Below are 23,987 nucleotides of genomic sequence, written 5' to 3' on the forward strand. Positions count from 1 at the left end.
TGTGAGATGGGCGGGAGCTGGAAACGAGCTTCCCGCCGACAAGTTCTAATGAATTAAAAGGACTCAGTACCTGGCTCTGTAGTCCGATCACATGGCCGCGTTGAAACCACCTTGCTCCAGCCATTCTTCTAGTGGTTTCGCTTTCAGTGGGGGTGTGAACAGGTATCCCTGCGCCTCTGAACACCCCCAGGGCGTAATTAGATCTAAGATACTTTTGGTCTCGACTCCCTCTGCTACGACTCGATACCCTAACCCTCTCGCAAGCTCGATTAGTGTCTTAACTAACCTCTTATCTTTTTCGTTTGTGTCCAGATTGCTGATCAGTGACTGGTCTAGTTTTACCGTACTGACCGGAAGTTGCCTTAGGTATGTCCAGTTGCTGTAGCCAGTGCCGAAGTCGTCCACGGAAATATCAATGCCTAGCCCACGGGCGCGCTCTAGCTGAGTAATAACTGCCTTTGGGTCTGACATGTGCATACTTTCAGTGAATTCAAGTTCTAGATTTTTGGGTAGGAGTGCGCCGTCGTTTATGTACTCTGTGATTTTGTTTACGAATTTTGAGTTTTCAAGATCACTGACAGTCACATTCATGGAGATTCGTAACTCAATACCTTTGCTCCTCCATACTTTCGCTTGGGAAACTACGGCATGAAGTACCCAAAAGGTAATCGAATGCATCAATGCAGTTTTCTCTGCCAATGGTATAAATTCTGCAGGGCTGATAGGTCCGAGCGTAGGGTGATTCCACCGGATCAAGGCTTCAACACTTTCACATGCTAGGCTAGGTAACCTGATTTTCGGCTGGAAAACTAGGCTCAGTTGATTTCCAGATCGAACGGCGTCAGGCAAGGAACTCAGTAGCACAAATGCTCGCTGCTGAGCTGCGTCCAACTCAGGCTGATACATTGTCCATCCCAAGTTACGAACTCTGGCGTCGTCGGCAGCGCCTACCACCAGGCGTAGCCAGTCCCTCTCTTCTGCATCAGCGATCTTCAAAACTCCAATGCCTGGCTGCATAGGTATTGGAATTCCTTGACAATCAACCGGTTCGCAAAAGTTAGAAAGAATGTCAAGGCAGAGGTGCTCGACCGGCTCGCCAGCTTTCAAAAGAAACCCAAAACGTGTGGGACTAATTTTGTACAGAAGATAATCTTTAGGTAGTAAAGACTGAAGTCTAGTCTTTACGTCGAGCATTAATTTTTGAGAAAAGCTGTAACCAAGTGCTTTTACTACGTCATTCAAAAATTTCGGTGATATTACGTCCACCGCAAAAAGGTCATGCTGAATGCCGCTGGAGCTTGCCATACGGATATCTTCTTCCAATCTAAGTCGATTGAAAAGTCCAGTAGGCTGATCAATGAAGTTCCGTGAGCGTAAGCTTGTAATCCTCATTACAACGAGTTGAGCAAAATAAACGAGCATTCCCGCATCTCGCTTGCTCATTGGTTCTCGAGCTGAAGTATCTATTATGCATAGGCTGCCCAAGGAGAAACCATCACTTGTGAGAAGTGGTGCGCTAGCGTAGTAGCGAATGAAGGGCGGGCCGGTGACCATAGGGTTATCTTTGAAGCGCTCATCATCTCGCGCGTCCAAAACCTCTAAGGGCTTTCTGTCGCGTAGCGAGTGGGCGCAGAACGAAACGTCCCGTGGTGTAGTGTGTTCTTCAATCCCAATCCGAGCCCTGAACCATTGGCGGTGCTTATCGACAATAGAAATTAGCGCGATGGGAGCATTGAAGTATTCTGAAGTCATCGAAATCATTTTCTCGAAGACTTCATCGTCTTGTTCATTTTGCGGGCAGAGGGCCTCAACGCGTTTTAAGCGTTCTGCTTCGTACTCAGGAAAATGGGCGTTTACGTCCATAATTAGCCTCGTGTATCACGACCATATGGCTAAACGGTATCAGATCCCCTGCAGACCTACGACTTCATTTACCTATCGCTCCAATAGGTTAGACCCGGTCACACGTATGGCGCATACCCCGGATACGACCGTTTTACCGTTCGAAAGGATGTAGGCAAAAATCTGGAAAGCCCTGGATAGGTTTTAATCGGCGGAGCTACAAGCAAAGTTCGGATACCCAAAAAATGTTGCACTGAGTGAGAAAATGAGAGATTATTTATTCATCCTATCGATCTTGCGCGTTAGGAAGTTGCACTGCGAAGCCCGGCTAATATGTCGGGCTTTTTGTTGCTCTCAGTCTGTCCAGAGACGAAAATAGAGATTCCGACTATAAACTGGGAGAGCGTCATGGTTTTGCGTGGCATGGCACAGATGCATGTCGACGACTTGGCGGAACGGTTCAAGAAGTTGGTTGTAGGGCAGGCTGGCAACGCGGATATTCAGTTTGCGTGGGTTGTTTTTTATCAGGGCAGAATGTTCGGAGCTTATTCAACGGCCGAGCTTGCACTGAAGAAAATAACGGATATTGAGCACTGCATCAGCATCGACGAGGCCCCAGTCCCTCAAACTTCAAGCGACTAAAGTTTTTATGAAGCCCCGCCTAGAGCGGGGTTTTTTATTGCCAAAATGCAGGCGAAAGACCGGAAAGACCCTCCTGCTCAATCGACGTTCGAGGATCTACCGATGACCTACATCACCCGCTGCAAAATGACTCTTCGCTCCAAAGGGCCTGTTCAGGGCTCGACGGAATCACTGACCCGCCTGCACTTCGGCGCCGTGTGGTCTGCCAATCCTGCGGAAGAGGATGCGATCTACGGCAAGTACACCCCGTACGGCGAATACGTCGTGAATGTGGCTGCCGACCGGGCCGAGCATTTCGAGGAAGGGAAGGACTACTACTTCGATATCTCGCCGGCTTTCTGATTCACCTGTAGCCAGGACAGCCTTCGGGAAGGCCTGGGCGTCGATAGCCGGTAGTGCGACATACGGAATCAACACCGGCAGCCCGTGCACCCTGACCTCACTGTGCTTCCAGGGTGGCGCGAGACACTAACGGCGCGATCGATGCATTGGGGCGTCGACGCTGGGATTGTCTTTGGCTGGCAGCGTGGGAAGACACGCGCACCTATTCAGGGCCTCGACATTGATCGGGGCCTTTTCGTTTTCGGCTCCACCACACCCTTCGCTCTGAGCAGGGAGTGCCGCTGGAGCCGATTCAATTCCCAAACATGCCCCACGGAGTCGAGCGCATGGAGTACTTACAGCGCCTGCTCGACAAGATCGATAGGTTCGAATTGTTGATTGCGGGCCTGATTGGGGCCGTTGTTGCGAGCTGGTGGCACAAGGACGACTTGTCCGACTGGCGCGCCTGGATGGTGTTCTTGATCACTGGGGTTGCCTGCTCGCTGTACCTAACGAGCATGGTCAGCGCCTACCTGAATGTCACAGAGCCAAAGATCGTCGCCGGGATTGGTTTTCTCCTGGGTACGTTCGGCGGCTCGCTCCTGGCAGCAATCAACCGAGCCATCAAAGCCGCTGACCTCTGGGCGCTTATTCGCCAGCGGTTCGGGGGAGGCAATCCACCATGAATCTTGAACTGATCAACTCCATCGCCTGCGGCCTTATCGCACTGTGGGCTACCTGGTGTGTGCTGAGCGGGAAGGTGAGGGACGGCATTCTCGGCAAGCTGATTTATTCGGCGATCGCCATCAGCGGTTTCGTCGTTATGGCGCGCAGCCAGAATATCTTCTTCGGCCCGAGCAGTGCCGGCCTGACGCTGCATGTGTCCCTGGCTCTGGCCGGCGCCCGTCACATCTTCATGGTCACGTACTGGCAGCCGGTTAAAGCCTGGCTGTGCCGTACGCTGAACTGCGAGCACTGCATGAGCTGCCCTAAGGCGCCTGAAGGCATCGACCGGCGGAAGCACTAATCCGCGCCACGTTTTCGTAACTCCAAATCTGTGGCGCGGAATGCGCCGAGGGCACCGCCATGGCTTCGAATGCCAACTCCTCCAAGACTGTCACCCTGTTCGGCGGGATCGCGCTTGTGATCATCGTCCTGGCAGTGGCGGCATTCAGCTTCGTGTGACGCCATGAAAGTAATCGTAACCAAGCTCCTGGGTTCGGCCGAGGTCGAGTTCCTGCGTGAGGGCGTGGTCGTTCACCGCGAGCGGTTCTTCGGCAAGGTCACCACCGAGTACCGACGCACCATTGCGTTCAATGAGACGTTCGACGCTCACCGGTGCCGGTTTGTGACGGCCATACCTGCTGATCGGGCTTTCCAGTATGAGGTTTCACCATGAGCGACCATTCAGGCGAGCACGTCCATTGGGCGGATGATGGCCGGGGCCAGCGAGAAGTCTTCCTCGACGGGAAGCGCATTGATTGCGTGACCTATTGCGACACGAAGGCCGGCATCGCCGTAGTGGCGGATATGCCTTTGCGCAGTACTGACGGCAAGCACATCGACTACCGCCCTGTATGGGGTGAGATCACTGTGCTGACCCTGGAGGCATCATGAGCAAGGTCACCCGCCTGCGCCACGCGCTACCGATGAGCCCGGACATCAACAACGCATTGAGCGCTCTCGACAAGGCTATTGCCGATGCTGTGGACGCTGCCAAGCAAGCCGGGCTGCCCCAGGGCCTGATCGTTGGATTGCTCCACGGGCACGCCCATGCACAGACGCACCAGATGGTGACCGTATGACCGTCAAGGTTCTGCAGTTCAAGCGGGAGGACTGGCGCGACGCCGCCAAGACCCTTCGCAAGATTGCCGACGACCTCGACGCGGGTGAGCACCCCGAGTGTACGGTAGGCGCCTTGACGCTGATCGGAGCGAAGGGAGAGGTAACCGTGTTCGGCCTCGGCCCTAAGTGTGATGACCTGCAATGCCTCGGTGCGATGCGCCTGGGCGAGCAGAAGCTGATTGATGTGCTGCTGGATAGCGCAGAGGGGTAGGTGTGCCGCAGGTGAGTGCGGCACTTGCATTATTGCTTGTCGCCAAGCGCCTTTTGGATCTCGTCCGCATAGGCGGAAAGATTTCCCATGGCATGTGTGAGTTGGTTTGCATCAGTCGAGTGAGAAACGCTTAGTGCAATCACTTCAAGTGCGGCAGCTACTGCTGTGGCCCGCTTGACCGAGTCCGGACGAGAGACGACCTCTACGAGGTGGTCGATAGATTTGCCCATTTGAAGATCCTTCCGTTGAGTTGATCTTTACCAATACCGGCAACGCGCCACTATTTCAAGTTCAAGGTTATCCATGGACAGGCCATACCCTCCATCGTCACTGCTTGAACTGTCCGACCTGAGCGACTTCGGCATCCGCCTGACCCCAGCACCTGAGGTGTGGGAATGGCTCCAGGCTGAGATCCTTGCCGACACCGGCAGCATTCACAACGAAGACCATGCCCATCTACTGGATGCAGACATCCGGGTGATGTGGGCATCGTCGAGCTTCGAGAAGCAGGGCAGAACAGTCCTGGGCCAGGCCGAACAGGTAGCGTTCCGCGCTGGAGGTTGGCAGAAAGCCCGGATGGAGCAACAGATGCGTGATTGGTTCGGCGATGTGCCAGCCTTCATCATCACCCTGGCTGCCGACTACTGCGCCCAGTGCAGCGACCTTGAGTTCTGTGCGCTCTTGGAGCACGAGCTGTATCACCTGGCTCACGCGACCGACAAGTACGGTCAACCAGCATTCACCCAAGACGGTGCACCGAAGATAAAGCTTCGGGGACACGACGTCGAAGAGTTCGTCGGTGTGGTCCGCCGCTACGGTGCAAGCCCTGACGTTCAAGCGTTGGTGGATGCTGCAAACAGTCCTGCTGAGGTGGGGAAATTGAACATTGCGAGGGCCTGCGGAACCTGTCTGCTGAGATCGGCCTGATTCTTGACAGGCTCTAGACGGATGAGAATTTATGGCAGCCCTGAAAAATGAGGTGAAGAGCTTCATCGTTCAGGCGCTGGCGTGCTTTGACACCCCATCCCAGGTGGTGGAAGCCGTCAAGAACGAATACGGGGTTGTGGTGAGCCGCCAGCAGGTGGAGACGCACGACCCAACCAAGTCCGCGGGTAAGGGGCTGGCGGTGAAGTGGGCGACCCTTTTCCACGACACCAGGAAGCGGTTCCGAGAAGAGACCGCAGAGATCCCAATTGCCAACCGCGCCTTCCGGCTTCGTGGCCTGGGGCGAATGGCTGAGAAGGCCGAGAACATGCGCAACCTGGCGCTGACCGCTCAGCTGTACGAGCAGGCCGCCAAAGAGGTGGGCGATGTTTACGTGAATCGTCGCCTCGAACCTGAAAAACCTCTGGGCTCCCAAGCGGACCAGCAGCACGCCGTTGCTGAGTACACCTTGGAGCCTGATGAGAATGTCCCCGCTACCCCGTACCTTTGACCCGCCGGTAAAGCTGACGCCCAAGCAGGCGAACATTTACTGCTGGGGCTTCCAGCCTGAGGCCCGCTTCCGCGATGCGGTGTGTGGTCGCCGGTTCGGCAAGACGTTCTTGGGCAAGGCTGAGATGCGTCGCGCGGCACGACTGGCTGCCGAGTGGGGCGTGAGCGTCGAGGATGAGATTTGGTACGGCGCGCCGACCTTCAAACAGGCCAAGCGCGTGTTCTGGCGTCGGCTGAAGCAAGCCATCCCCGAAGCGTGGCGTGCACACCGCCCGAACGAGACTGAATGCTCGATCACGCTCAAGTCCGGTCACGTCATGCGCGTGGTGGGGCTCGACAACTACGACAACCTGCGCGGCTCCGGTTTGTTTTTCGTCCTGGTGGATGAATGGGCGGACTGCCCGTGGGCTGCCTGGGAGGAGGTGCTGAGGCCGATGCTGTCGACCTGTCAGTACACGATTCCGGGTGTCGGGGTGCGCAAGGGCGGCCATGCGCTGCGAATTGGTACTCCGAAGGGCTTCAACCACTGCTACGACACGTACTTGGACGGCAAGCCAGGTGGCGAGCCTGATCACAAGAGCTGGCAGTACACGTCATTGCAGGGTGGCAACGTTCCTCCTGAAGAGCTTGACGCTGCCCGCCGCAAGATGGACCCGCGTACGTTCCGGCAAGAATACGAAGCCGGCTTTGAGAACTACGCGGGCGTCGTCTACTACACGTTCAATCGTACAGATTGCCGCACCAGCGAGCGAATCAAGCCAGGTGAGGCGCTGCATATCGGTATGGACTTCAACGTCATGAAGATGGCGTCCGTTGTCTATGTCGTGCGGGACGACCTGCCGCTGGCCCTGGATGAATTCCACGGGGTGCGCGACACGCCGGAGATGATCGAGAAGATCCAGGCGCGGTTCCCTGGTCACTCGGTGGCGGTCTATCCCGACGCCAGCGGGCAGAACACCAGCAGCAAAAACGCGAGCGAGTCCGACCTGTCGCTACTGAAGAAGGCCGGGTTCACAGTTGTCGTTGATTCAACCAACCCTGGCGTTAAGGATCGCGTTAACTCAGTGAACGCCATGTTCCTGAACACTTATGGTGAGCGCCGCTTGAAGGTCAATATTGATCAATGCCCACAGCTAATGCTGTGCCTTGAGCGACAGACCTACACCGACAAGGGTGAGCCGGACAAAGACCCGAAGAAGGGTCACGACCACATGAACGATGCCGCCGGCTACTTCATTGCCAAGCGCTACCCGATCAAAACACGCACAGGCGGAACACGCCGAATTGGAGGCTTGGCCTGATGCCAGTGCAATCGACAAACCCCGACTACGACGCGCACATCGCCGAGTGGGAGATGATGGACGACGCGCTCGAGGGTGAGTGCGCCGTGAAGGGCAACGAGCGCAACCTGCCTAAGCCGAGCGGTATGGTCGAAGCCGAAAAGATCGACGGCGCCGGCAACAAGTACCTCTACGAGAACTACACGAACCGGGCTCAGTACGAGCAATGGGTGCGCGACTCGCTGCGTTCGATGATGGGCCTGGTCTCTCGGTTGATCCCGGAGATCGAGTTGCCCACCGGCCTGAAAGGGCTGGAGGATAACGCGACAGCCGACGGCTTCGGCCTGAAGCAGTTGTTCTTCCGTATGGTGCGCCAGGCGATCTCTCACGGCCGAGTGCCGTTAGTGGTGAACATCGACGAGAGCGGCGAGCCATATTTCTCGACGTATGCCACCCGTAACGCGATCAACTGGGACACCGCTGACCAAGGCGGCCGGCAGGACCTGGTGCTTTCTGTGTTCCGCGAATTCCGCAAGAAGGGCGGCGATCGCTACAGTCACGACTGCGACACGGTGTTTCGCGAGTTCTTCATGCTCAACGAGGTCTGCTACACGGCCGTGCGCAATGAGGGCGGCGAGTTGGTCGAGGACGAAAAGCCGCTGGGCACAACAGGAACTGACAACCGTCTGGTCAAAGGCCTGCCATACCTGCCCGTGATCTACTGCGGTTCCACCGACAACTCCCCGGATGTCGATGAGGTGCCGCTGCTCACCATGGCGCGGGCGGCGCTGAAGTCCTACCAGTTGAGCGCTGACTACTTCACCTCGCTGCACCAGACCAGCCACCCGCAGCCGTGGGTCTCCGGTCTGGATGAGGCGGTCGAGTTGAGCGTCACCGGGCCATCGGCGGCTTGGGATCTTGGGCCTAGCGGGTCCTGCGGTTACCTGGAATTCCAAGGCGCCGGTATCGAAGCTGTGCGCAAGGCCATGGATGACCAGAAGAACGCCGCGCTTGAGGCGGGCGCCAAGGTCATGGACGTCGGCGGTACCGAGTCGGGCGAGGCGCGGAAGACGCGCCAGAACGATCAGCACGCCACGCTCCACAGCATCGTCATTACCGTGGCCGAGGCGGTGGAGCAGGGGCTGCGTTACGCCGCCGAGTGGAAGGGATACGACCCTAAGCAGGTCAAGTTCAAGGTGAACCCTGAGTTCGTGACCCCGGTGGTCGACGCCCAGGTGCTCGCCGAGCTGCTGAAAGGCGTGATGGCCGGCACGATCAGCGCCGACACCTACTGGCAGTACCTCACTACCGGCAAGTTGCCGGACCGCCCATATGACGAAGAGGCCGACCTGATCAGCGATGAGCGCGAGTCGGCCGGCATCAACTTGGACAAAGACGATGCCATCGACAAATCTGGTGCGGGCGGACAGCCAACTGCTGGAGCAGACGACTCGCCACTCGGTAATGCTGGAGCGGCTTAAGGCCGGCGAGGTCAAGAAATTTGAAAAGTACCTGCGCCAGATCGACAAGCTGGTGCGGGAGCAACTCACCCGCAAGGAGCTGACCACCTACAGCCGGGACCGCCTTGAGCAGTTCCTGGCCCGGGTGGACAGCAAGCTGCTGGAGATCTACAAGGCCTACGGTGATCTGGTGCAGGCTGATCTGGTCGACATCGCGCTTTACGAGTCGAGTTTTGAGGCCAAAAGCCTCAGCAATGCGCTCTCCATCGACGCGGTGGTGCCGACCAACACGGTGATCCGCGCGGCGGTATTCTCCTATCCGCTGCAGGTGAAAGGTATCGACGGTGGAAAGCTGCTGAAGAGTTTCGTCAGCGGCTGGACGCGCACGGAGACGATGCGCGTCACGAACACCATCAGGCTCGGCTTCGGCCAGGGCCAGACCAATGCGCAGATCATCCAGGCGATTCGCGGTACCGCGGCGCAGAACTTCACGGACGGCGTCCTGGCTGTGAGCAACCGCAATGCTGCCGCTGTGGTGCAGACGGCAATCCAGCACGTAGCCACCACGGCACGAATGGAGACGTTGAAGGCCAACAGTGACGTGGTGCTGGGCTATCGCTGGGTGTCGACGCTCGACCGCAAGACCTCGCAGCAATGCAAGGGCCTGGACGGCAGGCGCTTCGATCTGGGCAAAGGACCGCTGCCGCCGGCGCATATTAACTGCCGGTCAACCACGGTGCCGACCACCAGGCTTTCGGAGATGTTCGCCAAGGACGCCACGCGCGCCTCGGTGGGCGATAACGGTGGGGCTCAGGTCGACGCTGGCCTGAATTATTACGAGTGGCTGGCAACGCAACCGGCGAGCTTCCAGGATCATGCCCTCGGGCCAGTCCGAGGCAAGTTGTTCCGTGATGGCGGGCTGACGCCGGAGAAGTTCGCAAAGCTGCAGCTCGACAAGTCATTCAAGCCACTGACGCTGGCGCAGCTGAAGGAAGCAGAGCCTGACATGTTCACCCGAGCAGGCGTTACACTCGGCGCTCCACCAGGTTGAGATAGCCGATGCAGATCATCGTTGAGGACGGGAAGGGCAGGCCAGACGCGAATAGCTTCGTGCCGCTGGAGAAGCTGACCTTCTACCGCGACTACTACGGGTTCCGGATACCTGAAGCTGAGGCTGAGCAGGTCGAACTGCTGCTGCGCGCTGCGGCCGACATCAACAGTCGCCAGTGGAAGGGGCGCAAGGCCAATCCTGACCAGGCAATGGCCTGGCCCCGGCGTGACTGCAAGATCGAATACCAAACGCTTTCCGAGACATTCGTGCCCTTTGAGCTGGAATGGGGGCAGGTACGGCTGGCCGTCGAGTTATACGCTGTCGAGCAGGGCTTCCAGATCGAGGAGCCAACGTATTGCACTGAGCCCAATGGCCGGCGCACGCGGCTCAACCGAGATACGCCAGGGCTGCGCATGCGTCCGCCGCCCTATGCGCCGAGCAGGGCGCAGTTCGCCGATTACTTAGTGATGCGAGGTTTTTACGTCGTTCGATAACTGTAATGCGTAGAGGCACTAGGCTATCATTCAAGCTATCACAAGGAGGATTTATGAGTGAGCGCTTGATTAGTAGTTTTGCAATGGTCTTGATTTCTTTCACGCTGGGCATGGTTGTAGGTGTAGTCAACGTTGACTGGCTTGCCAATCATGTCTCCGTTACTGGAACGATTGGGGAATGGTTCGCGGGCCTGGCTACATTCTCTGCGGTGGTATTTGCTCTGTGGCAATCCTACGAGCATAGACATAAAGAGCGAATGAAAGCTCGGGTTCTTGATAACAATGCAATTGAGGACTGGTCCCTTAGCGTTGTTTCTGAGGGGTTGATTCCTGTTACGGTTGTTGATGTGGATTTGATTGTTGGTAAAGGATCCTACAAGTCGAAGCTTGAAAAGAAGAAGAACTTACAGCTAAGTTTTCCGCATAAGCTTGAGCGTGGCGAGGTTCTTCAGCTCATCGCTATGGAGAAGGAGAGTCTGTCAGGCTTTGCTGATTGGCTCCTAGCACCCTTTGTAAGTGAACTTAGCTCGAAAAATATCAATAAAGGGCGACTTGACTGTCAACTAAATGATGATTACTTTGATGCTTTAAGTTCGCTGTCTAAGTCTCAGTTAAAGATTGTAATTCACTTTGCTCATGAAAGTATTACTCATGTTGTCAGTAGTAGTCTGTTGAATAGGCTTGTTTGGGATCTGAGCGAGCGACATAAGGCGGATCAGCTTGAAAAGCTGCGAGAACGACAAGAGGGATACGACGAAGTTGACAGAATGCTAGGGCCGGATTTTTTTTCGAAGTAGTAATGAATAGCGAGTTTCAGAACCCAGCGAACGCTGGGTTTTTTTATGCCTGCAAAGCGGGCCGACCAAACCCAAGGGGTGCACCAAGTGGCAGACGAAAACCAGATTGATCTTGAAGACCCGGCAGTTCAGACCGCCATTGCTGCAGCCGTTGAGGCTGCAACCCTGGGCCTCAAGAACAAAAACACCGAGCTTCTTGGCTCGCTCCGGACCACGAAGACCGAGCTGGACGGCTTCAAGTCCCAGTTTGAAGGCCTGGACATCGCTGCCGTGAAAGGGCTACTGACCAAGGTTGGCCAGGATGAAGAGACCAAGCTGATTGCCGAGGGCAAGCTGGACGAGGTCATCACCCGCCGTACCGAGCGCCTGCGCACCGACTACGACACCAAGTTGGCCGCCGAAAAGGCCCGTGCCGATAAGGCAGAACAATTTGCCGCCAAGTACAGCGACAAGGTCCTGGCCGACTCCATCCGCGCTGCTGCCATCAAGGCCGGCGCGCTCCCTGAGGCTGCCGAGGACATCATCCTGCGCGCCCGGGGCACTTTCAAACTCAGTGAAGACGGCGAGGCGATTGCCACCGACCGTGACGGCGAGGTCGTTTACGGGAAGGACGGGAAAACCCCGCTGTCGCCGCTCGAATGGGCGGAATCTCTGCGTGAAACAGCAACACACCTGTGGCCAAGGGCTCAGGGTGCCGGGCAGACCGGCGACAACGGTGGCAAGGCCACGAAAAAGTGGGGCGAGTACACGGAAACCGAGCGCGCTGGGATCGCCCGTGACAACCCCGAGCTCTTCAAGAAAATCCAGGCCACCAAAGGAACCTAATCCATGGCAACTACCCAACTGACCGACATCTTCGTCGGTGACTACTACGCCTCCCTGGCACCGGTTAACAGCCCGGAAAAGACCGCTGTGTACGAGTCGGGCATTGTGACCCGCTCGCCTGTGCTGGATGCGATCGCCTCCGGCAGCCAAGGCACCGCCGAGATCAGCTACTGGCAGGATCTCAACGCCGATGAAGCCCCGAACATCAGCAACGACGACCCGAACGACCAAGGCGAAGTCGGCAAAGTCACCCAGGACAGCATGCGTGCCCGCGTTCTCTACCTCAACAAAGGCTACGGCGTCACCGACCTGACCGCTGAGCTGGCAAACAGCGAGCCTCAGCAGCAGATCCGCAACCGCTTCGGCACCTACTGGACCCGCCAGTGGCAGCGTTACACCCTGGGCGCGGCTCGCGGCATCATCGCGTCGAACATCGCGAACAACGGCGGTGACATGGTCATTGACGCGGGCGCGACCATCAGTGCGAACGCTTTCCAGGATGCCGCGTTTACCGCCGGCGACGCGGCTGACCAGTTCGGCGCGATCGGCGTGCACTCGGTGGTGATGAACCAGATGGTCAAGCAGGACCTCATCGAGTACCTGCGTGATTCTGACGGCAAGATCATCCTGGCCACCTACCTCGGCAAGCCAGTGTTCATGGACGACGCTCTGGTCTACGGCGCGGGCAAGTACCTGTCCGTGTTCTTCGGCCAGGGCGCTTTCGGTTACGGCGAAGGCACACCAAAGGTTCCGGTAGAACTGGAGCGGAAGCCCAGCGGCGGTAACGGTGGTGGTGCCGAAGTGCTGTGGGAGCGGAAGACCTACATCCTCCAGCCCGCAGGCTTCAGCTGGAAAGGCTCCGAGGCTCAAAACCTCAGCCCAACCGCGACTCAGTACGCAGCTGCTGCAAACTGGCAGCGCGTGTTCAGCCGCAAGCAAGTTCCCTTCGCTGCTGTCATCAGCGGTACCACCACGCCGTAATCCGGCCCACACAACCTGGCGTCTTTATCGGCGCCGGGGAGCTTTTGAGGTGACTCATGAAAGTGATCTACACGGACAAGCCGGGCAAAGAGCGCGGCGTGTGCTACCGCCTGCTGAGCGAATTCTTCGGTGTCATCGGCTCCGCTACCGAGGTGGTGGTCGATGGCGATGCCCCGGATATCTTCGATGCCTACCAATCGGCCGGCATCAAGGTGTCAGACGGCAAGGAGCCAGAGAGCAAAGAAACCGACCCTCTGAAAATGAAGGTCCCCGAACTGAAAGAATGGCTGACCGAGAAGGGTATTGCCTTCGACCCGTCCGCCAAGAAAGAAGACCTGCAGACCCTGGTGCCAGCGGAATAAGGACAAGCACATGACCGATTACATCACCGTCGCCGATGTTGACGCCCAGCTCGGTCCTGACTGGGCCGGCACCGGTGATCCGGTCCTTGCTGTGACCATGGCCAATGCCTGGCTCATGGCCAAGATTAAGCGGGCTGTTCCTGATCCGGTTCCGGCTGAGATCAAAACAGCCGGCGCCCAGGTTGCCAAAGAGGCGGCGGCGGGCAAGCTGTACACGGCCACGCAGAAGGAAGTGCAGAGCAAGACGGTCTCGGCCCAGTCCGGCACATCGGTGAGCAAAACCTACGTGGCGGGCTCAACCGATCAGTCGGCGGGGGTCAACTTCGCCCTGGCGCTGCTGGCTCCGTGGATCACGCGCTCCGGCGTGATGATGCTGAAGAGGATCTGACCGTGGGCATGCGCGAAGAGATCCAGGCCGAACTGGCGGAAGCATTCGACGATCCCGATGGCCTGGCCGACGCAGTCAAACCGGTGACAGGCGTGCGCAACGTTGCGGGTGAGTATGACCCCGACCTGGGTGGAGAAACGCCGGAGACCACCGTCACGTACTCGGGCCGCGGCGTTCTTGGCAGTTACTTGTCCAAAGAAATCGACGGCTCCCTCATCCAGACCAGCGACAAGAAGCTGCTGGTGCTGCAAAACGAGCTGTTCGTGTTGGAGGCCGGCGTTCCGACGGCGGTACCGGCTGCCCCGGCCATTGGCGATATCGTCAACGGGCTGCGGGTGATGAACGTGTCTGCGGACCCTGCTGATGCAACGTGGACGGCGCAACTGAGGAAATGACATGGCGACCCAATCCGGCAGCTTCGCCCTGAGCCTGGCCGAGTTCGCCGCCCAGGCCAGTGAAGCAATCGACGCGAGCCTGCGTGAAATCATCATCGAGATTGGCAGTAGCCTCATCCGTATGTCGCCGGTGGGCAACCCAGAGATATGGGCCGCGAACGTCGCTCACCGCGAATCCAATGCCCGCGCTGCCGATGACTACGACTTCAACGTCGCCGTCCGCAACACGCTCATCAACCTGACCGAATCGAACTTCACGAATGCGGGAAGTCTCAAGCGCGGCGTCAAATACGCCAAGCCGCTGACAAAGACTGAGCGCGACCAGAATTTCAACGTGAATGGCCTGGTGGCCGGTCAGGACTATGTCGGCGGCCGCTTCCGGGCGAACTGGAATTTCTCTATTGGCTCTGTCGACAACAGCTTCCGCATTCACCCGGACCCGACAGGGGCTGAGGCGACTGCGCGGCTTGTGGCGGGCGCCATTGAGTTCAAGGCCGGAGAAACGGCTTTCATCGTAAACAACTTGCCCTACGCGATTCCGCTGGAGTTCGGCCATTCAACCCAGGCTCCCGGCGGTATGGTGAGGGTAACCGTGGCTCGCTTTCAGCAGATCGTGCTGGAGGCTATCAGGAACAACAAGGTATGAGTCACGCACGAGCCCGTCAGGCCATCGAAACGAAGCTGGCTGCATGGGCGGCTGAGCGCCCGATACGAGTGGCCTACCCAAACCAGCCTTTTACACCAAGCGCTTCTGAAACGTATCTGCGAGCCTTCCAACTGCCGGCCAGCACAACCTGCCGCTATCTCAGCGGGGAGGCTTACGAATACGCCGGTGTTTATCAGGTCAGCATCGTCTGTCCCTCTGCGCAGGCCATGGTCACCGCCGAAGCGCTTATTGACGAACTGACCCGGCTGTTTCGCGTCGACACGCCACTGGCCCGCAATGGTTTCGAGGGCTTGATCACTGAGCCAGTAGATCAAGGTCCAACTATTACCGAGTCGGCGACCTACACGGTCCCGGCCAGCTTCACCTATCTGGGTGTCGCAGACCAACCGCCCGCTGGGGCATAACCTACCGCCGTCAGGCGGGCACTCAAGAGGAAATACACCATGGCCGCACGCTTCCCGCTGCCGAACGGCGCTGTGCTGGAGATCGCCAGCGTTTTGGGATCTGCTGTCCCATTCACCGCCTTGACCAATGCCAAACCTCCAGTCGCTGCATCTGTTGGACACAGCATTGAAATGGGCGACATCTTGCTGGTCAACTCTGGCTGGGCGCTCATCAATGACCGCGCTGTAAAAGCATCCGGGATTACTGCCGATGCCTTTTCCTTGGCTGGCCTCAATACCACCAACACCGACAAGTACACCCTCGGCGCAGGTGCCGGCTCAGTGATTCCTGTATCCGGCTGGACGCAGATCTCGAAGGTCACGTCCTTCACATCTTCCGGCGGCGAGCAGCAGTATCAAACTGTCGGCTACCTGGAGGATGATGACGACAAGCAGTTCCCCACCAACCGCAACCCGACCACGATCACTATCGTGGTGGAGGATCAACCCACGGCGCAGTACGTCGAAACCGTCGAAGGCTACGACGACACCAAGGAGTTGGCGGTGGTCCGCATGAAGCTGCGTAACGGCGATCAGATCCTCTATCCGGGCTATGTGAGCATCACACCCGACCCGACCATGGAGCGCAACAACGTCATGACGCGCACCATCAGTATCGGGCTTTCGGCTCGTTCGCTTCGCTACCTGGCTGGCGCATAAGGACTTCTCATGGCAAAGATCAGGATCGCCCAGAACCCAACATTCAAGGCATTCGTGTTGATCCCGGTAGTTGGGGAGGAGCCCGAGAAAATCGAGTTCACCTTCAAATATCGGGATCGCCCGGGACTTGCAGCCCTGTTCGATGATTGGAGCGCAAAGGGAAAGGAGATGCGCGCCAGTTTCGGTGAAGGCACCACTCTGTCTGATGTCGTTTCGGCCGAGACCGAGCTTCAGGTGCAGCAGATCAAGGATCTCGTTGTTGGCTGGGGCTTTGATGACAAGTTCGACGACAAGAGCATCCAGGCTCTTGTTAAGTCGTGCTATGGCACCGCCGAAGCGGTCGTGAGCGCCTATCAGAGCGCTTTTAGCCAGGCCCGCCTGGGAAACTGATATCGGCAGCCAAAGCCATGTACGAAAGTGGCCCATCTGCTGAGCAGTTGGGTGTTCTCGGGCTGACGGCTGCCGACCTTGATGATGAAGATGTCGAGGTCTGGCCCTGCAACTGGCCGGCCTTCCTGCTTTTCAACCGCATGTCCACCCAGTGGCGAGCAGGCTCGGGCGGCGCTATCGGCCTCGACTACAGCAGCATCCGCGACGTGGCCGGCTTCCTCGGCATCAAGAAAAATAAAATCGCTGAAATCTTCCCTGACCTTCAGGTGCTGGAAGGCGAAGCCCTGCGCGTTATGGCGGAGGAAAGGGAAAACAGCCCGTGACCATGGGCACTTATTCAAGGTGAGTCGATGAACATTGCAGAACTCGGCGTCAAGATCGACTCGGCCGATGCAATCCAGGCGAAAACAAGCCTGGATGAGATGGCGAAGGCCGGCGGCCGGGCCGAGCAGTCCGCCGTTTCGCTAATGAACGAAATGCAGGCCCTGGAAAAGTCGCTGTCCACTAGCGCAAAAACCACCCAGGACCTGGCAAAGCAGCGTGACGCCCTCGCCAAGCTGACCAAGACCGGCGCCTATGGCGAGGCAGAGGCGGCGAAGATCTCCGCTCAGTTGGACAAGCAGCAGATCGCCCTGGCCAAGTCGGCCATGGACGAGCAAAAGGCCCTGAATAGCCTGTTGGGTGCCATCGACCCGGCCCGCGCTGCGCTGGCGAAGCTGGATACTCAGGTCGAGCAACTGGGCAAGCATCTCGACGAAGGTCGAATCAGCCAGGACCAGTACAACAGCGCCCTGGCGAAGATCGACAAGGATTATGGAAAGCTCGAAAAGACCACCACCGGTTTCGACAAACTGCGACTCGGCACCCGCCAGGCGCAGGAAAACGTTGTACAGCTGGGTAACGCGCTGTCGTCGGGTGACTGGGGGAGTGGTGTTCGTGCCGTGGCTCAGTTGGGCGCCGGCGCTGGTGTAGGTGCGGCGGGGTTGCTCGCCATCCTGGCGCCTCTAGCGCTTGCCACAGCAGCCGTGGGCGGCCTGGCATATGCGTACCACAAAGGCAGCGAAGAGCAGGACAGCTACAACAAGTCGCTCATCCTTACCGGCAACTATGCAGGGGTTAGCGCTGGGCAGTTGGGCGACATGGCGCGCCAAGTCAGCGCGACCGTGGGCACCACAGGCCAGGCCGCTGCGGTACTGGCGATGCTGGCGGATAACGGCAAGATCGCCGGCGAGAGTTTTGCGGGCATCACCCAGGCCGCCGTTTCGATGCAGGAGGCGACCGGTAAAGCCGTCAGCGAGACAGTCTCGGAATTCGTCAAGCTGGCCGACGACCCCGTAAAGGCATCCGCAGCGCTGAACGAGCAGTACCACTACCTGACTGCGTCTGTTTACTCGCAGATCGCAGCCTTGGAAGAGCAGCGCGACCACGCCGGTGCGGTGAAACTGGCCACCGAGTCCTATGCAGACGCGATCAACGAGCGGACGCCGAGGATTCTGGAAAACCTGAGTTTCTGGGAGAAAGGTTACAACGCAGTCGCGCGGGCTGCCGATAGCCTTAGCAATATCGGGCGCCCGGATATCGGCGCCGACATTGAGCAAGCCCGCCGAGACCTGGCTAGCGCGCAATCCGGCGACGTTGGCTTGTTCCAAAACAAGCAGGAGATGATCGATCTCTATCAAAACCGCTTGAATATGCTTGAGGACCAGAAGGCGGCTCAGGCCGAAATCGCCAAGCTGGAAGGCGACCAGGCGAAGGCTCAGCAGTCTGCAATCACTTCGATGCAGAAGGTTGATGCTCTCACCAAGTCTTCATGGACGAATGAGCAGAAGCGGGCCGACGCACTCAAGGACTACAAAAAACAACTCGACGATATCCGCAAGGTAGCGCCGAACGACCCTCGCCTGGCCCAGGCAACGGTCGATGAAAACATCGCGAACATCAACGAAAAATTCAAGGATCCCAAAGCCGCCGGTACGCAGGTCGATCTGGCCAGCTTCAACAGCGCCAAGAACGACCTGGCGGCGATCACTGACACCTACAAAAACTACCAGAAGGAACTGGAGGCGGCACAGAAGGCTGGCCTGCTGTCTGAGGAAGACTATCTGCTGCGGCGCCAGGCTCTGATCGGCAATCAGCTCGACCAAACAACGGCAGCATACGAGGCTGAGATTGCTGCACTGGAAGCGGCCAAGGGCAAGAAGTCCACGTCGGCTGCGCAAAGCATCCAGCTGGACCAGAAGATCGCCGACGCGCGCGCAGGAATGGTTAAAGCGCAGAAGGATGCCGACAGCCAGCTTGAAGTGCTCGCCACCAACGAAACCGGGCGCCTGGCAAAGCAGGAGCGGGCGATCAGCACGTACGTGCAGGCGCTGGGGCAGCAACAGCGGGCTTTGGAACTGGCAGGCCAGCGCGCAGTGCTCGGCGTGGGGCAGGGCGATCGACAGAACGCGCTCAGCGGCGAACTGAACAGCCAGCAGGATCGGTTTGCTCAGCAGTCGCTGGAGCTTGCCAACCAGAAATCCGACCCGTCGCGGAACATGTCGGAGGAAGAGTTTAAGCGCAAATCGCAGGCGCTCGCAGACGCGAACAAGGCCGCGACGGACCAGATCCGGCAGAACTATGCGGATGTGGAGAATGCCCAGGGCGACTGGACGAAGGGCGCGACTGCGGCGTGGGACAACTACCTTGATTCGGCGCGCAACATTGCCGGCCAGACAAAAAGCCTGTTCGGTAACGCCTTCAGCTCCATGGAAGACTCGGTCGTCAACTTCGCAATGACTGGGAAGCTTTCCTTTGCGGACTTCACCAAGTCGATTTTGGCGGATATGGCGCGTATCGCGACCCGTCAGGCGAGCTCGGCATTGCTGGGCAGCTTAGTGGGGGCAGCGGCGAGCTACTTGGGCGGCAGCGCCGCGGGTGGAGGCAACGGCATGGCCGCCGGGTCTGCTGGTGCCGCGTCGTCAAACCTCGGGGCATCATCTGCCGGATACTCCAGCACCTACTTTCCGCAAGCCAAGGGCGGCGCATGGTCGGGCGGTGTGCAGATGTTCGCCGACGGCGGCGCGTTCACCAACTCCATCGTCAGCAAGCCCACGGCGTTCGGCATGGCCAACGGCAAGACCGGCGTCATGGGCGAAGCTGGGGAAGAGGCGATCATGCCGCTGACCCGGACATCCAGCGGCAAGCTTGGCGTTATGGCAATGGGCGGCAGCGGCGCCGGTGCAACTCAGATCAATGTAGAGGTGCACATCGACGGTGAAGGCAACGCATCGTCTACCTCTGACGCTCCCGGCTATGACCTGTTCGGCAAGGAGCTTGCGACGTTTGTAGAGCAGAAATATCAGGAACTGCGGAGCAGGGACATGCGCCAGGGCGGCGTCATCAACAACGCAATCAAGGGGCGATGATGGCTATCGAACGATTCACCTGGGCGACGGAGAAAGGCGCGGAGGGCGATATTGCCCAGCGCGTCCGCTCCAAGAAGTTCGGAGATGGCTACGAGCAGTCGGTCGAGGATGGCCTCAACAACCGATCGCAATCCTGGCCGGTGACCTTCACCGGTTTGAAGGGGCGCATCAAGGAGATCATGGCGTTCCTCGACCGGCACAAAGGGGCGAAGGGGTTCCTCTGGGAGCCGCCCATGGGTGAGCTTGGCCTCTACAAGTGCAACGGCTACAAACCAGTGCACCGCGGCGGCCAGGTATACGCCATCACTGCGACTTTCCAGCAAACCTTCCATCCCTGAGATAACCGCACATGGCATTGATCACGGACATCCAGAAACTGGAGCCCGGCGGCGAGATTCGCCTGTTCGAAATTGACGGGACTGAATACGGCGCCGATTACCTGCGCTTCCACGGTCACGCCATCCCGCATACGCCGGAGGAATTGCTGGCCTACGAGGGCTCCGAAGAGGACCTGCCCGCCAAGTCCATTATTTGGCAGGGCCAAGAGTACGCGGCCTGGCCAGTGCAGATTGAGGGTATTTCCTCCAGTAGCGATGGCACCGCGTCTCGACCGACATTCGCCGCTGGCAACGTCAACGGGCGTGTCACTGCGCTTTGCTTGGCCTTCGAGGACATGCTCAAGTTCAAGCTGACGGTCCGTGAGACGCTGGCCCAGTACCTGGATGCGGCGAACTTTCCGGAAGGCAACCCAACTGCCGATCCTGCCCAGGAAGCTTTGGAAATCTGGTACATCGACCAGAAAACCAGCGAGGACGGCGAGGCAGTGGTCTGGGAGCTTTCTTCGCCGGGTGAGATCGATAACCACGGGATTCCTGGCCGGCAGATGACCACGTTCTGCCACTGGGCTATGACCAATGGCTACCGGGGGCCGGATTGCGGCTACACCGGGGCAGCAATGTTCGATGACGAGGACAACCCCACGGATGACCCGACTCTGGATCAGTGCAAAGGGTGCCTGTCGTCCTGCAAGCTGCGCTTCGGCGAGAACAACGAACTGTCCTTCGGCGGATTCCCCGCCGTTTCCCTGATTGCTCGGAGCTGATCATGCGTAAGCACATCATCGCGGCCATCCAGGCGCACGCGAAGGCGGAATATCCGCGCGAATGCTGCGGCCTGCTGCTGGCGGTCGGCCGGGCGCAGAAGTACTTCCCGTGTCGGAACATCGCCACCGAGCCGAACGAAGAGTTCCGGCTCGACCCCGAGGACTTCGCCGTGGCGGAGGACTTGGGCGAAGTGATCGGCATCGTTCATTCGCACCCGGACGCCACAAGCAGGCCGTCACCCCATGACTTTGCCATGTGCGAGGCCACGGCCTTGCCCTGGCATATCCTTAGCTGGCCCGAAGGCGACATGCGCACGATCACGCCAACAGGCAGCACGCCGCTGCTCAAGCGCCCGTTCGTGCATGGCGCCTGGGACTGCTGGCAGGTCTGCGCCGACTGGTACCAGCGTGAATGGGGGATTGAGTTTGAGGCCTTCCAGCGCGTCGATGGATGGTGGGAGAGGGCGGAGAACACCAGCCTGTACGAGGCGAACTACGAGGCAGCGGGCTTCGTGCGTGTCGACCGGCCGCAGCGCGGCGACATGATCGTCATGCACGTCGGGCGGACGGTTCACCCGAACCATGCCGGGATCTACCTGGGCACCGATCCGTCGCTGCCTGCTGAAGAGTCGGGCACCTTCGGCCCCGGACCGTTCCTACTGCACCACCTGTACGGCAGACCGTCCGAGATCATAATTTTCGGCGGCCCTTGGCACGACCGAACGCGCCTGATCCTCAGGCATAAAGATGCAAAACAACCATGACGCGGCTGCGCCGCAGGAGCAGTTTATGAAACAGCATGTTGAAATACACGCCGATAACGCTCGTATTGCCGAAGCGGCTGTTTTTGATGCGAAACGATTCGTCAGTGTCGAGATCGGACTGCCTGAGGGGTCTACGGATAGTTCGGAGCGGGTTGCCGACCTGTTGCAGCGCCGGCTTTCTCGGTTGGAGCGCAGGCTAGGATTTGATCCTATTTGTGACCATTAAAAAATTTGGTTATCGCTTTAACATCTGGAGCAACGCCCGGCGCAGATGGATACACCTTGGCTACCTCTAACGCAAACTCATGAGCAGCCTCAACGGCTGCTGTTCCTTGACCGGCTTTTAGTTGGCTGGCCAACCCCGAAACTATGCAGCTAAGGGTGATGATTGACGAGCCGGCGTAGTTCAACGCGTCTTGCAGATCTTTACTCATTTCACTCTCCTTGCGATGTGCGCGCCGACATTGGCGCAACCCGAGTCCTTGGGCTTGCAGGCGTAGGACTGGGTGATTTTCAGCTCGTCTTTGTCCTGACAATCAACTGCCATAGAACTTCAACAGAGGTGTCCGCATGTTGATGCCTGTTTTGTGGTGGGAAAGGCTGGCCAGCATTTGAAGTAATTTCATCGCCACACCCCTGACACCGATATATGCCAGAGACGGGAACCGTGTCTCCGATTTCATAAAGCGTGGTCCAGTGGGCGTGACCTGGTGAATTCGTTGTTGAAATAAATCGACGAGTGAATTCGGTTACGTAAGCCATTGCGCTCTCCTTGTGCTAAGAAGCACAACGCTACTACGCTGAACGCCTGCCCAGTTACTGGCTTTCCATCCACGCTGGATGCCTGGCCAGGTACTTGCTGGAGCGTTTTGTTGGCGCCGAAACGGTGCGCTATGATGATCCGCAACCTGTCCGCAGAATTGAGGCGTCATATGACGAAAGATAACGAGTTAGTGATTGTGAACCCGCTGCTCGGCACGCCGTTTAAGCAGGCACCAGATGGGACCCCTATGGAAGGCCTGACGTTTAAAACCAGAGCCGAGATGGATGCTTTTATTGCTGAGCACTGGTCCGGTGGTGTGGTTGAAATGGTAGAAGTACCAGTCAAGTGAGCAATAGCCCAGCCCCGCGCTGGGCTTTTTGCATTCAGCCCTCAGTGCTACAGTCCCGCCAAACCAAAGAGGGAACGACATGCGGATTTTGATAGCGGCGGTAGCGGTGGCGATGTTGGCGGGGTGTATGGCGCCAACCATGAACGAGGCTCGCCAATCTGGCCCGTACAAGGTTCTCACTTCCAAAAAAACGGACGCTGCGCTGGCTAAATGCGTCCAGTACGAATGGCAGAACCAGTCGATCTTCGGCGGCACGCCTGGCGCAACTCTTCAGCCTGGCCGCGATACGGGTTACACCGTGTTCACCGAGGGATCCCAGTACTTCGTTGACATCCAGCCTAAAGGCTCGGGGGCCGAAGCGAAGTATTACGTGGTGGTCGGAAACTGGATTGCGAATAAGCGATTGGCTGCGCTGCAGGGCTGCCTATAGTCAGCACCACTTCACCAAAGGCTCGCTTCGGCGGGCCTTTTTATTGCCCGGAGAAAAGTTAATGGCAGCACTCGCTATAAATTATCAGCCCATGACCACGATCTTGCTCTACGGTCAACTTCGACAGTTTGGCCGGTCCTTCCGCATGTCTGTGAATTCACCAGCAGAGGCGATCAAGGCGCTGTGTGTGCAGATCCCCGGATTTGAACGTTTCCTATCGAACGCCAAATCACGGGGGATTGAATTTGCCATATTCCGAGGAAAGACGAACCTGGCAGAAAAGGAGCTTGGGTTTGCGGGTGGCGGCGATATTCGAATTGCCCCGATCGTCACCGGCAGTAAGCGCGGCGGGGCGTTGCAGACCATCATCGGCGCTGTGTTGATTGTTGTCGGCCTTGTCATCACCGGTGGCACCTTCGGCGCCGGCGCACCTTTCGGTTCAGCTCTGATCATGATGGGCGGATCGATGGTGCTGGGCGGTGTTATCCAAATGCTCAGCCCCCAAGCTGGCGGCCTGAAGACCAGCGCGGCACCAGAGAACACTCCCGGTTATGCCTTCGGCAGTGCCAAGAACACCACGGCGTCGGGTAATCCGGTCCCGCTCTGCTACGGAAAGCGCCGGGTAGGCGGAGCGATCATCAGCGCCGCTATCTACGCAGAAGATCAGATGTAACGAAACCCGCA

36 protein-coding genes are annotated in these 23,987 nt (G+C 58.2%); 33 read left to right on the plus strand and 3 right to left on the minus strand.

Annotation, left to right across the window (positions count from 1 at the left end; translation table 11 throughout):
• Window positions 1–87: 87 nt before the first annotated feature.
• On the minus strand, window positions 88–1,863 hold the full coding sequence (locus tag BMZ57_RS03405) for a sensor domain-containing phosphodiesterase (protein WP_069672468.1): 1,776 nt from the start codon (window positions 1,861–1,863) through the stop codon (window positions 88–90).
• A gap of 387 nt (window positions 1,864–2,250) precedes the next feature.
• Here BMZ57_RS03405 and BMZ57_RS03410 point away from each other — a divergent pair, with 387 nt between their 5' ends.
• From BMZ57_RS03410 to BMZ57_RS03445, 8 genes are all read left to right on the plus strand, one after another.
• Window positions 2,251–2,484, plus strand: a complete 234-nt coding sequence (locus tag BMZ57_RS03410) for a hypothetical protein (protein ID WP_044288146.1) — start codon at window positions 2,251–2,253, stop codon at window positions 2,482–2,484.
• Between the two features lie 102 nt (window positions 2,485–2,586).
• Complete coding sequence (locus tag BMZ57_RS03415) at window positions 2,587–2,826, plus strand: hypothetical protein (protein WP_044287500.1); 240 nt, start codon at window positions 2,587–2,589, stop codon at window positions 2,824–2,826.
• A gap of 326 nt (window positions 2,827–3,152) precedes the next feature.
• Window positions 3,153–3,491 (plus strand): hypothetical protein, encoded by a 339-nt coding sequence (locus tag BMZ57_RS03420; RefSeq protein ID WP_010211438.1) that lies wholly within the window; start codon window positions 3,153–3,155, stop codon window positions 3,489–3,491.
• Complete coding sequence (locus BMZ57_RS03425; RefSeq protein ID WP_069672469.1) at window positions 3,488–3,832, plus strand: hypothetical protein; 345 nt, start codon at window positions 3,488–3,490, stop codon at window positions 3,830–3,832. The genes BMZ57_RS03420 and BMZ57_RS03425 overlap by 4 nt, the downstream gene beginning before the upstream one ends.
• Window positions 3,833–3,994: 162 nt before the next feature.
• Entirely contained in the window at window positions 3,995–4,204 is a 210-nt protein-coding gene (locus tag BMZ57_RS03430) for a hypothetical protein (RefSeq protein ID WP_069672470.1), read from the plus strand.
• Window positions 4,201–4,422 (plus strand): hypothetical protein, encoded by a 222-nt coding sequence (locus tag BMZ57_RS03435; RefSeq protein ID WP_069672471.1) that lies wholly within the window; start codon window positions 4,201–4,203, stop codon window positions 4,420–4,422. Before BMZ57_RS03430 ends, BMZ57_RS03435 begins: the two co-directional genes overlap by 4 nt.
• Window positions 4,419–4,610, plus strand: a complete 192-nt coding sequence (locus BMZ57_RS03440; protein ID WP_069672472.1) for a hypothetical protein — start codon at window positions 4,419–4,421, stop codon at window positions 4,608–4,610. The genes BMZ57_RS03435 and BMZ57_RS03440 overlap by 4 nt, the downstream gene beginning before the upstream one ends.
• Window positions 4,607–4,861 (plus strand): hypothetical protein, encoded by a 255-nt coding sequence (locus BMZ57_RS03445; protein WP_069672473.1) that lies wholly within the window; start codon window positions 4,607–4,609, stop codon window positions 4,859–4,861. The genes BMZ57_RS03440 and BMZ57_RS03445 overlap by 4 nt, the downstream gene beginning before the upstream one ends.
• 29 nt (window positions 4,862–4,890) lie before the next feature.
• Here BMZ57_RS03445 and BMZ57_RS03450 read toward each other — a convergent pair whose 3' ends face one another.
• A complete protein-coding gene (locus tag BMZ57_RS03450; RefSeq protein ID WP_069672474.1) occupies window positions 4,891–5,091 on the minus strand; it encodes a hypothetical protein in 201 nt (66 codons plus the stop codon).
• Between the two features lie 73 nt (window positions 5,092–5,164).
• Here BMZ57_RS03450 and BMZ57_RS03455 point away from each other — a divergent pair, with 73 nt between their 5' ends.
• From BMZ57_RS03455 to BMZ57_RS03560, 22 genes are all read left to right on the plus strand, one after another.
• Window positions 5,165–5,788 (plus strand): putative metallopeptidase, encoded by a 624-nt coding sequence (locus tag BMZ57_RS03455; protein ID WP_069672475.1) that lies wholly within the window; start codon window positions 5,165–5,167, stop codon window positions 5,786–5,788.
• 31 nt (window positions 5,789–5,819) lie between these two features.
• Window positions 5,820–6,296: a DUF2280 domain-containing protein gene (locus BMZ57_RS03460; protein WP_069672476.1), complete on the plus strand. Its 477-nt coding sequence runs from the start codon at window positions 5,820–5,822 to the stop codon at window positions 6,294–6,296.
• Window positions 6,271–7,596, plus strand: a complete 1,326-nt coding sequence (locus tag BMZ57_RS03465; protein WP_069672477.1) for a phage terminase large subunit family protein — start codon at window positions 6,271–6,273, stop codon at window positions 7,594–7,596. Before BMZ57_RS03460 ends, BMZ57_RS03465 begins: the two co-directional genes overlap by 26 nt.
• Window positions 7,596–9,056, plus strand: coding sequence for a DUF4055 domain-containing protein (locus BMZ57_RS03470; protein ID WP_069672478.1), 1,461 nt, complete (start codon window positions 7,596–7,598; stop codon window positions 9,054–9,056). Before BMZ57_RS03465 ends, BMZ57_RS03470 begins: the two co-directional genes overlap by 1 nt.
• Window positions 8,974–10,086, plus strand: coding sequence for a minor capsid protein (locus BMZ57_RS03475; RefSeq protein WP_437436579.1), 1,113 nt, complete (start codon window positions 8,974–8,976; stop codon window positions 10,084–10,086). The genes BMZ57_RS03470 and BMZ57_RS03475 overlap by 83 nt, the downstream gene beginning before the upstream one ends.
• 8 nt (window positions 10,087–10,094) lie before the next feature.
• Window positions 10,095–10,580 carry a DnaT-like ssDNA-binding protein gene (locus BMZ57_RS03480; protein WP_044287486.1) on the plus strand — a complete coding sequence of 162 codons (486 nt, stop codon included), beginning with the start codon at window positions 10,095–10,097 and terminating at the stop codon, window positions 10,578–10,580.
• A 53-nt stretch (window positions 10,581–10,633) separates the two neighbouring features.
• The gene (locus tag BMZ57_RS03485) at window positions 10,634–11,377 is read left to right on the plus strand and encodes a hypothetical protein (protein WP_044287484.1); all 744 of its coding nucleotides are present in this window, start codon (window positions 10,634–10,636) and stop codon (window positions 11,375–11,377) included.
• A gap of 87 nt (window positions 11,378–11,464) precedes the next feature.
• Window positions 11,465–12,202 carry a hypothetical protein gene (locus BMZ57_RS03490; RefSeq protein ID WP_044288145.1) on the plus strand — a complete coding sequence of 246 codons (738 nt, stop codon included), beginning with the start codon at window positions 11,465–11,467 and terminating at the stop codon, window positions 12,200–12,202.
• 3 nt (window positions 12,203–12,205) lie between these two features.
• Window positions 12,206–13,183, plus strand: a complete 978-nt coding sequence (locus BMZ57_RS03495; RefSeq protein WP_044287483.1) for a major capsid protein — start codon at window positions 12,206–12,208, stop codon at window positions 13,181–13,183.
• 56 nt (window positions 13,184–13,239) lie between these two features.
• Window positions 13,240–13,545 (plus strand): HeH/LEM domain-containing protein, encoded by a 306-nt coding sequence (locus BMZ57_RS03500; protein ID WP_044287482.1) that lies wholly within the window; start codon window positions 13,240–13,242, stop codon window positions 13,543–13,545.
• Between the two features lie 10 nt (window positions 13,546–13,555).
• A complete protein-coding gene (locus BMZ57_RS03505; RefSeq protein WP_044287481.1) occupies window positions 13,556–13,933 on the plus strand; it encodes a hypothetical protein in 378 nt (125 codons plus the stop codon).
• Window positions 13,934–13,935: 2 nt separating this feature from the next.
• Window positions 13,936–14,328 (plus strand): hypothetical protein, encoded by a 393-nt coding sequence (locus tag BMZ57_RS03510; RefSeq protein WP_044287480.1) that lies wholly within the window; start codon window positions 13,936–13,938, stop codon window positions 14,326–14,328.
• A 1-nt stretch (window position 14,329) separates the two neighbouring features.
• Window positions 14,330–14,974 (plus strand): hypothetical protein, encoded by a 645-nt coding sequence (locus BMZ57_RS03515; RefSeq protein ID WP_044287479.1) that lies wholly within the window; start codon window positions 14,330–14,332, stop codon window positions 14,972–14,974.
• Window positions 14,971–15,399, plus strand: coding sequence for a phage tail terminator-like protein (locus tag BMZ57_RS03520; protein WP_044287477.1), 429 nt, complete (start codon window positions 14,971–14,973; stop codon window positions 15,397–15,399). The genes BMZ57_RS03515 and BMZ57_RS03520 overlap by 4 nt, the downstream gene beginning before the upstream one ends.
• A gap of 39 nt (window positions 15,400–15,438) precedes the next feature.
• Window positions 15,439–16,098 (plus strand): phage tail protein, encoded by a 660-nt coding sequence (locus tag BMZ57_RS03525; RefSeq protein ID WP_044287476.1) that lies wholly within the window; start codon window positions 15,439–15,441, stop codon window positions 16,096–16,098.
• Between the two features lie 9 nt (window positions 16,099–16,107).
• Window positions 16,108–16,488, plus strand: coding sequence for a phage tail assembly chaperone (locus BMZ57_RS03530; protein ID WP_044287475.1), 381 nt, complete (start codon window positions 16,108–16,110; stop codon window positions 16,486–16,488).
• Window positions 16,489–16,505: 17 nt separating this feature from the next.
• Window positions 16,506–16,811: a DUF1799 domain-containing protein gene (locus BMZ57_RS03535; RefSeq protein WP_044287474.1), complete on the plus strand. Its 306-nt coding sequence runs from the start codon at window positions 16,506–16,508 to the stop codon at window positions 16,809–16,811.
• A gap of 27 nt (window positions 16,812–16,838) precedes the next feature.
• Window positions 16,839–19,895, plus strand: coding sequence for a phage tail tape measure protein (locus BMZ57_RS03540; RefSeq protein ID WP_069672481.1), 3,057 nt, complete (start codon window positions 16,839–16,841; stop codon window positions 19,893–19,895).
• Window positions 19,895–20,233, plus strand: a complete 339-nt coding sequence (locus BMZ57_RS03545; RefSeq protein WP_042572020.1) for a phage tail protein — start codon at window positions 19,895–19,897, stop codon at window positions 20,231–20,233. The genes BMZ57_RS03540 and BMZ57_RS03545 overlap by 1 nt, the downstream gene beginning before the upstream one ends.
• Before the next feature lie 11 nt (window positions 20,234–20,244).
• Complete coding sequence (locus tag BMZ57_RS03550; protein WP_042572021.1) at window positions 20,245–20,997, plus strand: phage minor tail protein L; 753 nt, start codon at window positions 20,245–20,247, stop codon at window positions 20,995–20,997.
• Window positions 20,998–20,999: 2 nt separating this feature from the next.
• Window positions 21,000–21,761, plus strand: coding sequence for a C40 family peptidase (locus BMZ57_RS03555; RefSeq protein ID WP_042572022.1), 762 nt, complete (start codon window positions 21,000–21,002; stop codon window positions 21,759–21,761).
• Between the two features lie 25 nt (window positions 21,762–21,786).
• On the plus strand, window positions 21,787–21,987 hold the full coding sequence (locus BMZ57_RS03560) for a hypothetical protein (RefSeq protein WP_042572023.1): 201 nt from the start codon (window positions 21,787–21,789) through the stop codon (window positions 21,985–21,987).
• On the opposite strand, the gene BMZ57_RS03565 is transcribed toward BMZ57_RS03560, so the two are convergent.
• The gene (locus BMZ57_RS03565; RefSeq protein ID WP_042572024.1) at window positions 21,971–22,195 is read right to left on the minus strand and encodes a hypothetical protein; all 225 of its coding nucleotides are present in this window, start codon (window positions 22,193–22,195) and stop codon (window positions 21,971–21,973) included. The genes BMZ57_RS03560 and BMZ57_RS03565 overlap by 17 nt on opposite strands.
• A gap of 462 nt (window positions 22,196–22,657) precedes the next feature.
• Here BMZ57_RS03565 and BMZ57_RS03575 point away from each other — a divergent pair, with 462 nt between their 5' ends.
• From BMZ57_RS03575 to BMZ57_RS03585, 3 genes are all read left to right on the plus strand, one after another.
• A complete protein-coding gene (locus tag BMZ57_RS03575; protein WP_139136434.1) occupies window positions 22,658–22,873 on the plus strand; it encodes a hypothetical protein in 216 nt (71 codons plus the stop codon).
• A 79-nt stretch (window positions 22,874–22,952) separates the two neighbouring features.
• On the plus strand, window positions 22,953–23,303 hold the full coding sequence (locus BMZ57_RS03580) for a hypothetical protein (RefSeq protein ID WP_042572026.1): 351 nt from the start codon (window positions 22,953–22,955) through the stop codon (window positions 23,301–23,303).
• Between the two features lie 61 nt (window positions 23,304–23,364).
• A complete protein-coding gene (locus BMZ57_RS03585; RefSeq protein WP_042572027.1) occupies window positions 23,365–23,976 on the plus strand; it encodes a tail assembly protein in 612 nt (203 codons plus the stop codon).
• Window positions 23,977–23,987: the final 11 nt, after the last annotated feature.

The sequence above is a fragment of the Pseudomonas simiae genome (genome assembly GCF_900111895.1).
GTDB classification, from domain to species: Bacteria; Pseudomonadota; Gammaproteobacteria; order Pseudomonadales; family Pseudomonadaceae; genus Aquipseudomonas; species Aquipseudomonas simiae.

Excerpts from the sequence above, each read along its gene's own strand:
- BMZ57_RS03405 (WP_069672468.1), bottom strand. The coding sequence starts at position 1,863 with ATGGACGTAAACGCCCATTTTCCTGAGTACGAAGCAGAACGCTTAAAA.
- BMZ57_RS03410 (WP_044288146.1), top strand. The coding sequence starts at position 2,251 with ATGGTTTTGCGTGGCATGGCACAGATGCATGTCGACGACTTGGCGGAA.
- BMZ57_RS03415 (WP_044287500.1), top strand. The coding sequence starts at position 2,587 with ATGACCTACATCACCCGCTGCAAAATGACTCTTCGCTCCAAAGGGCCT.
- BMZ57_RS03420 (WP_010211438.1), top strand. The coding sequence starts at position 3,153 with ATGGAGTACTTACAGCGCCTGCTCGACAAGATCGATAGGTTCGAATTG.
- BMZ57_RS03425 (WP_069672469.1), top strand. The coding sequence starts at position 3,488 with ATGAATCTTGAACTGATCAACTCCATCGCCTGCGGCCTTATCGCACTG.
- BMZ57_RS03430 (WP_069672470.1), top strand. The coding sequence starts at position 3,995 with ATGAAAGTAATCGTAACCAAGCTCCTGGGTTCGGCCGAGGTCGAGTTC.
- BMZ57_RS03435 (WP_069672471.1), top strand. The coding sequence starts at position 4,201 with ATGAGCGACCATTCAGGCGAGCACGTCCATTGGGCGGATGATGGCCGG.
- BMZ57_RS03440 (WP_069672472.1), top strand. The coding sequence starts at position 4,419 with ATGAGCAAGGTCACCCGCCTGCGCCACGCGCTACCGATGAGCCCGGAC.
- BMZ57_RS03445 (WP_069672473.1), top strand. The coding sequence starts at position 4,607 with ATGACCGTCAAGGTTCTGCAGTTCAAGCGGGAGGACTGGCGCGACGCC.
- BMZ57_RS03450 (WP_069672474.1), bottom strand. The coding sequence starts at position 5,091 with ATGGGCAAATCTATCGACCACCTCGTAGAGGTCGTCTCTCGTCCGGAC.
- BMZ57_RS03455 (WP_069672475.1), top strand. The coding sequence starts at position 5,165 with ATGGACAGGCCATACCCTCCATCGTCACTGCTTGAACTGTCCGACCTG.
- BMZ57_RS03460 (WP_069672476.1), top strand. The coding sequence starts at position 5,820 with ATGGCAGCCCTGAAAAATGAGGTGAAGAGCTTCATCGTTCAGGCGCTG.
- BMZ57_RS03465 (WP_069672477.1), top strand. The coding sequence starts at position 6,271 with ATGTCCCCGCTACCCCGTACCTTTGACCCGCCGGTAAAGCTGACGCCC.
- BMZ57_RS03470 (WP_069672478.1), top strand. The coding sequence starts at position 7,596 with ATGCCAGTGCAATCGACAAACCCCGACTACGACGCGCACATCGCCGAG.
- BMZ57_RS03475 (WP_437436579.1), top strand. The coding sequence starts at position 8,974 with ATGCCATCGACAAATCTGGTGCGGGCGGACAGCCAACTGCTGGAGCAG.
- BMZ57_RS03480 (WP_044287486.1), top strand. The coding sequence starts at position 10,095 with ATGCAGATCATCGTTGAGGACGGGAAGGGCAGGCCAGACGCGAATAGC.
- BMZ57_RS03485 (WP_044287484.1), top strand. The coding sequence starts at position 10,634 with ATGAGTGAGCGCTTGATTAGTAGTTTTGCAATGGTCTTGATTTCTTTC.
- BMZ57_RS03495 (WP_044287483.1), top strand. The coding sequence starts at position 12,206 with ATGGCAACTACCCAACTGACCGACATCTTCGTCGGTGACTACTACGCC.
- BMZ57_RS03500 (WP_044287482.1), top strand. The coding sequence starts at position 13,240 with ATGAAAGTGATCTACACGGACAAGCCGGGCAAAGAGCGCGGCGTGTGC.
- BMZ57_RS03505 (WP_044287481.1), top strand. The coding sequence starts at position 13,556 with ATGACCGATTACATCACCGTCGCCGATGTTGACGCCCAGCTCGGTCCT.
- BMZ57_RS03515 (WP_044287479.1), top strand. The coding sequence starts at position 14,330 with ATGGCGACCCAATCCGGCAGCTTCGCCCTGAGCCTGGCCGAGTTCGCC.
- BMZ57_RS03520 (WP_044287477.1), top strand. The coding sequence starts at position 14,971 with ATGAGTCACGCACGAGCCCGTCAGGCCATCGAAACGAAGCTGGCTGCA.
- BMZ57_RS03525 (WP_044287476.1), top strand. The coding sequence starts at position 15,439 with ATGGCCGCACGCTTCCCGCTGCCGAACGGCGCTGTGCTGGAGATCGCC.
- BMZ57_RS03530 (WP_044287475.1), top strand. The coding sequence starts at position 16,108 with ATGGCAAAGATCAGGATCGCCCAGAACCCAACATTCAAGGCATTCGTG.
- BMZ57_RS03535 (WP_044287474.1), top strand. The coding sequence starts at position 16,506 with ATGTACGAAAGTGGCCCATCTGCTGAGCAGTTGGGTGTTCTCGGGCTG.
- BMZ57_RS03540 (WP_069672481.1), top strand. The coding sequence starts at position 16,839 with ATGAACATTGCAGAACTCGGCGTCAAGATCGACTCGGCCGATGCAATC.
- BMZ57_RS03545 (WP_042572020.1), top strand. The coding sequence starts at position 19,895 with ATGGCTATCGAACGATTCACCTGGGCGACGGAGAAAGGCGCGGAGGGC.
- BMZ57_RS03550 (WP_042572021.1), top strand. The coding sequence starts at position 20,245 with ATGGCATTGATCACGGACATCCAGAAACTGGAGCCCGGCGGCGAGATT.
- BMZ57_RS03555 (WP_042572022.1), top strand. The coding sequence starts at position 21,000 with ATGCGTAAGCACATCATCGCGGCCATCCAGGCGCACGCGAAGGCGGAA.
- BMZ57_RS03560 (WP_042572023.1), top strand. The coding sequence starts at position 21,787 with ATGAAACAGCATGTTGAAATACACGCCGATAACGCTCGTATTGCCGAA.
- BMZ57_RS03565 (WP_042572024.1), bottom strand. The coding sequence starts at position 22,195 with ATGAGTAAAGATCTGCAAGACGCGTTGAACTACGCCGGCTCGTCAATC.
- BMZ57_RS03575 (WP_139136434.1), top strand. The coding sequence starts at position 22,658 with ATGATCCGCAACCTGTCCGCAGAATTGAGGCGTCATATGACGAAAGAT.
- BMZ57_RS03580 (WP_042572026.1), top strand. The coding sequence starts at position 22,953 with ATGCGGATTTTGATAGCGGCGGTAGCGGTGGCGATGTTGGCGGGGTGT.
- BMZ57_RS03585 (WP_042572027.1), top strand. The coding sequence starts at position 23,365 with ATGGCAGCACTCGCTATAAATTATCAGCCCATGACCACGATCTTGCTC.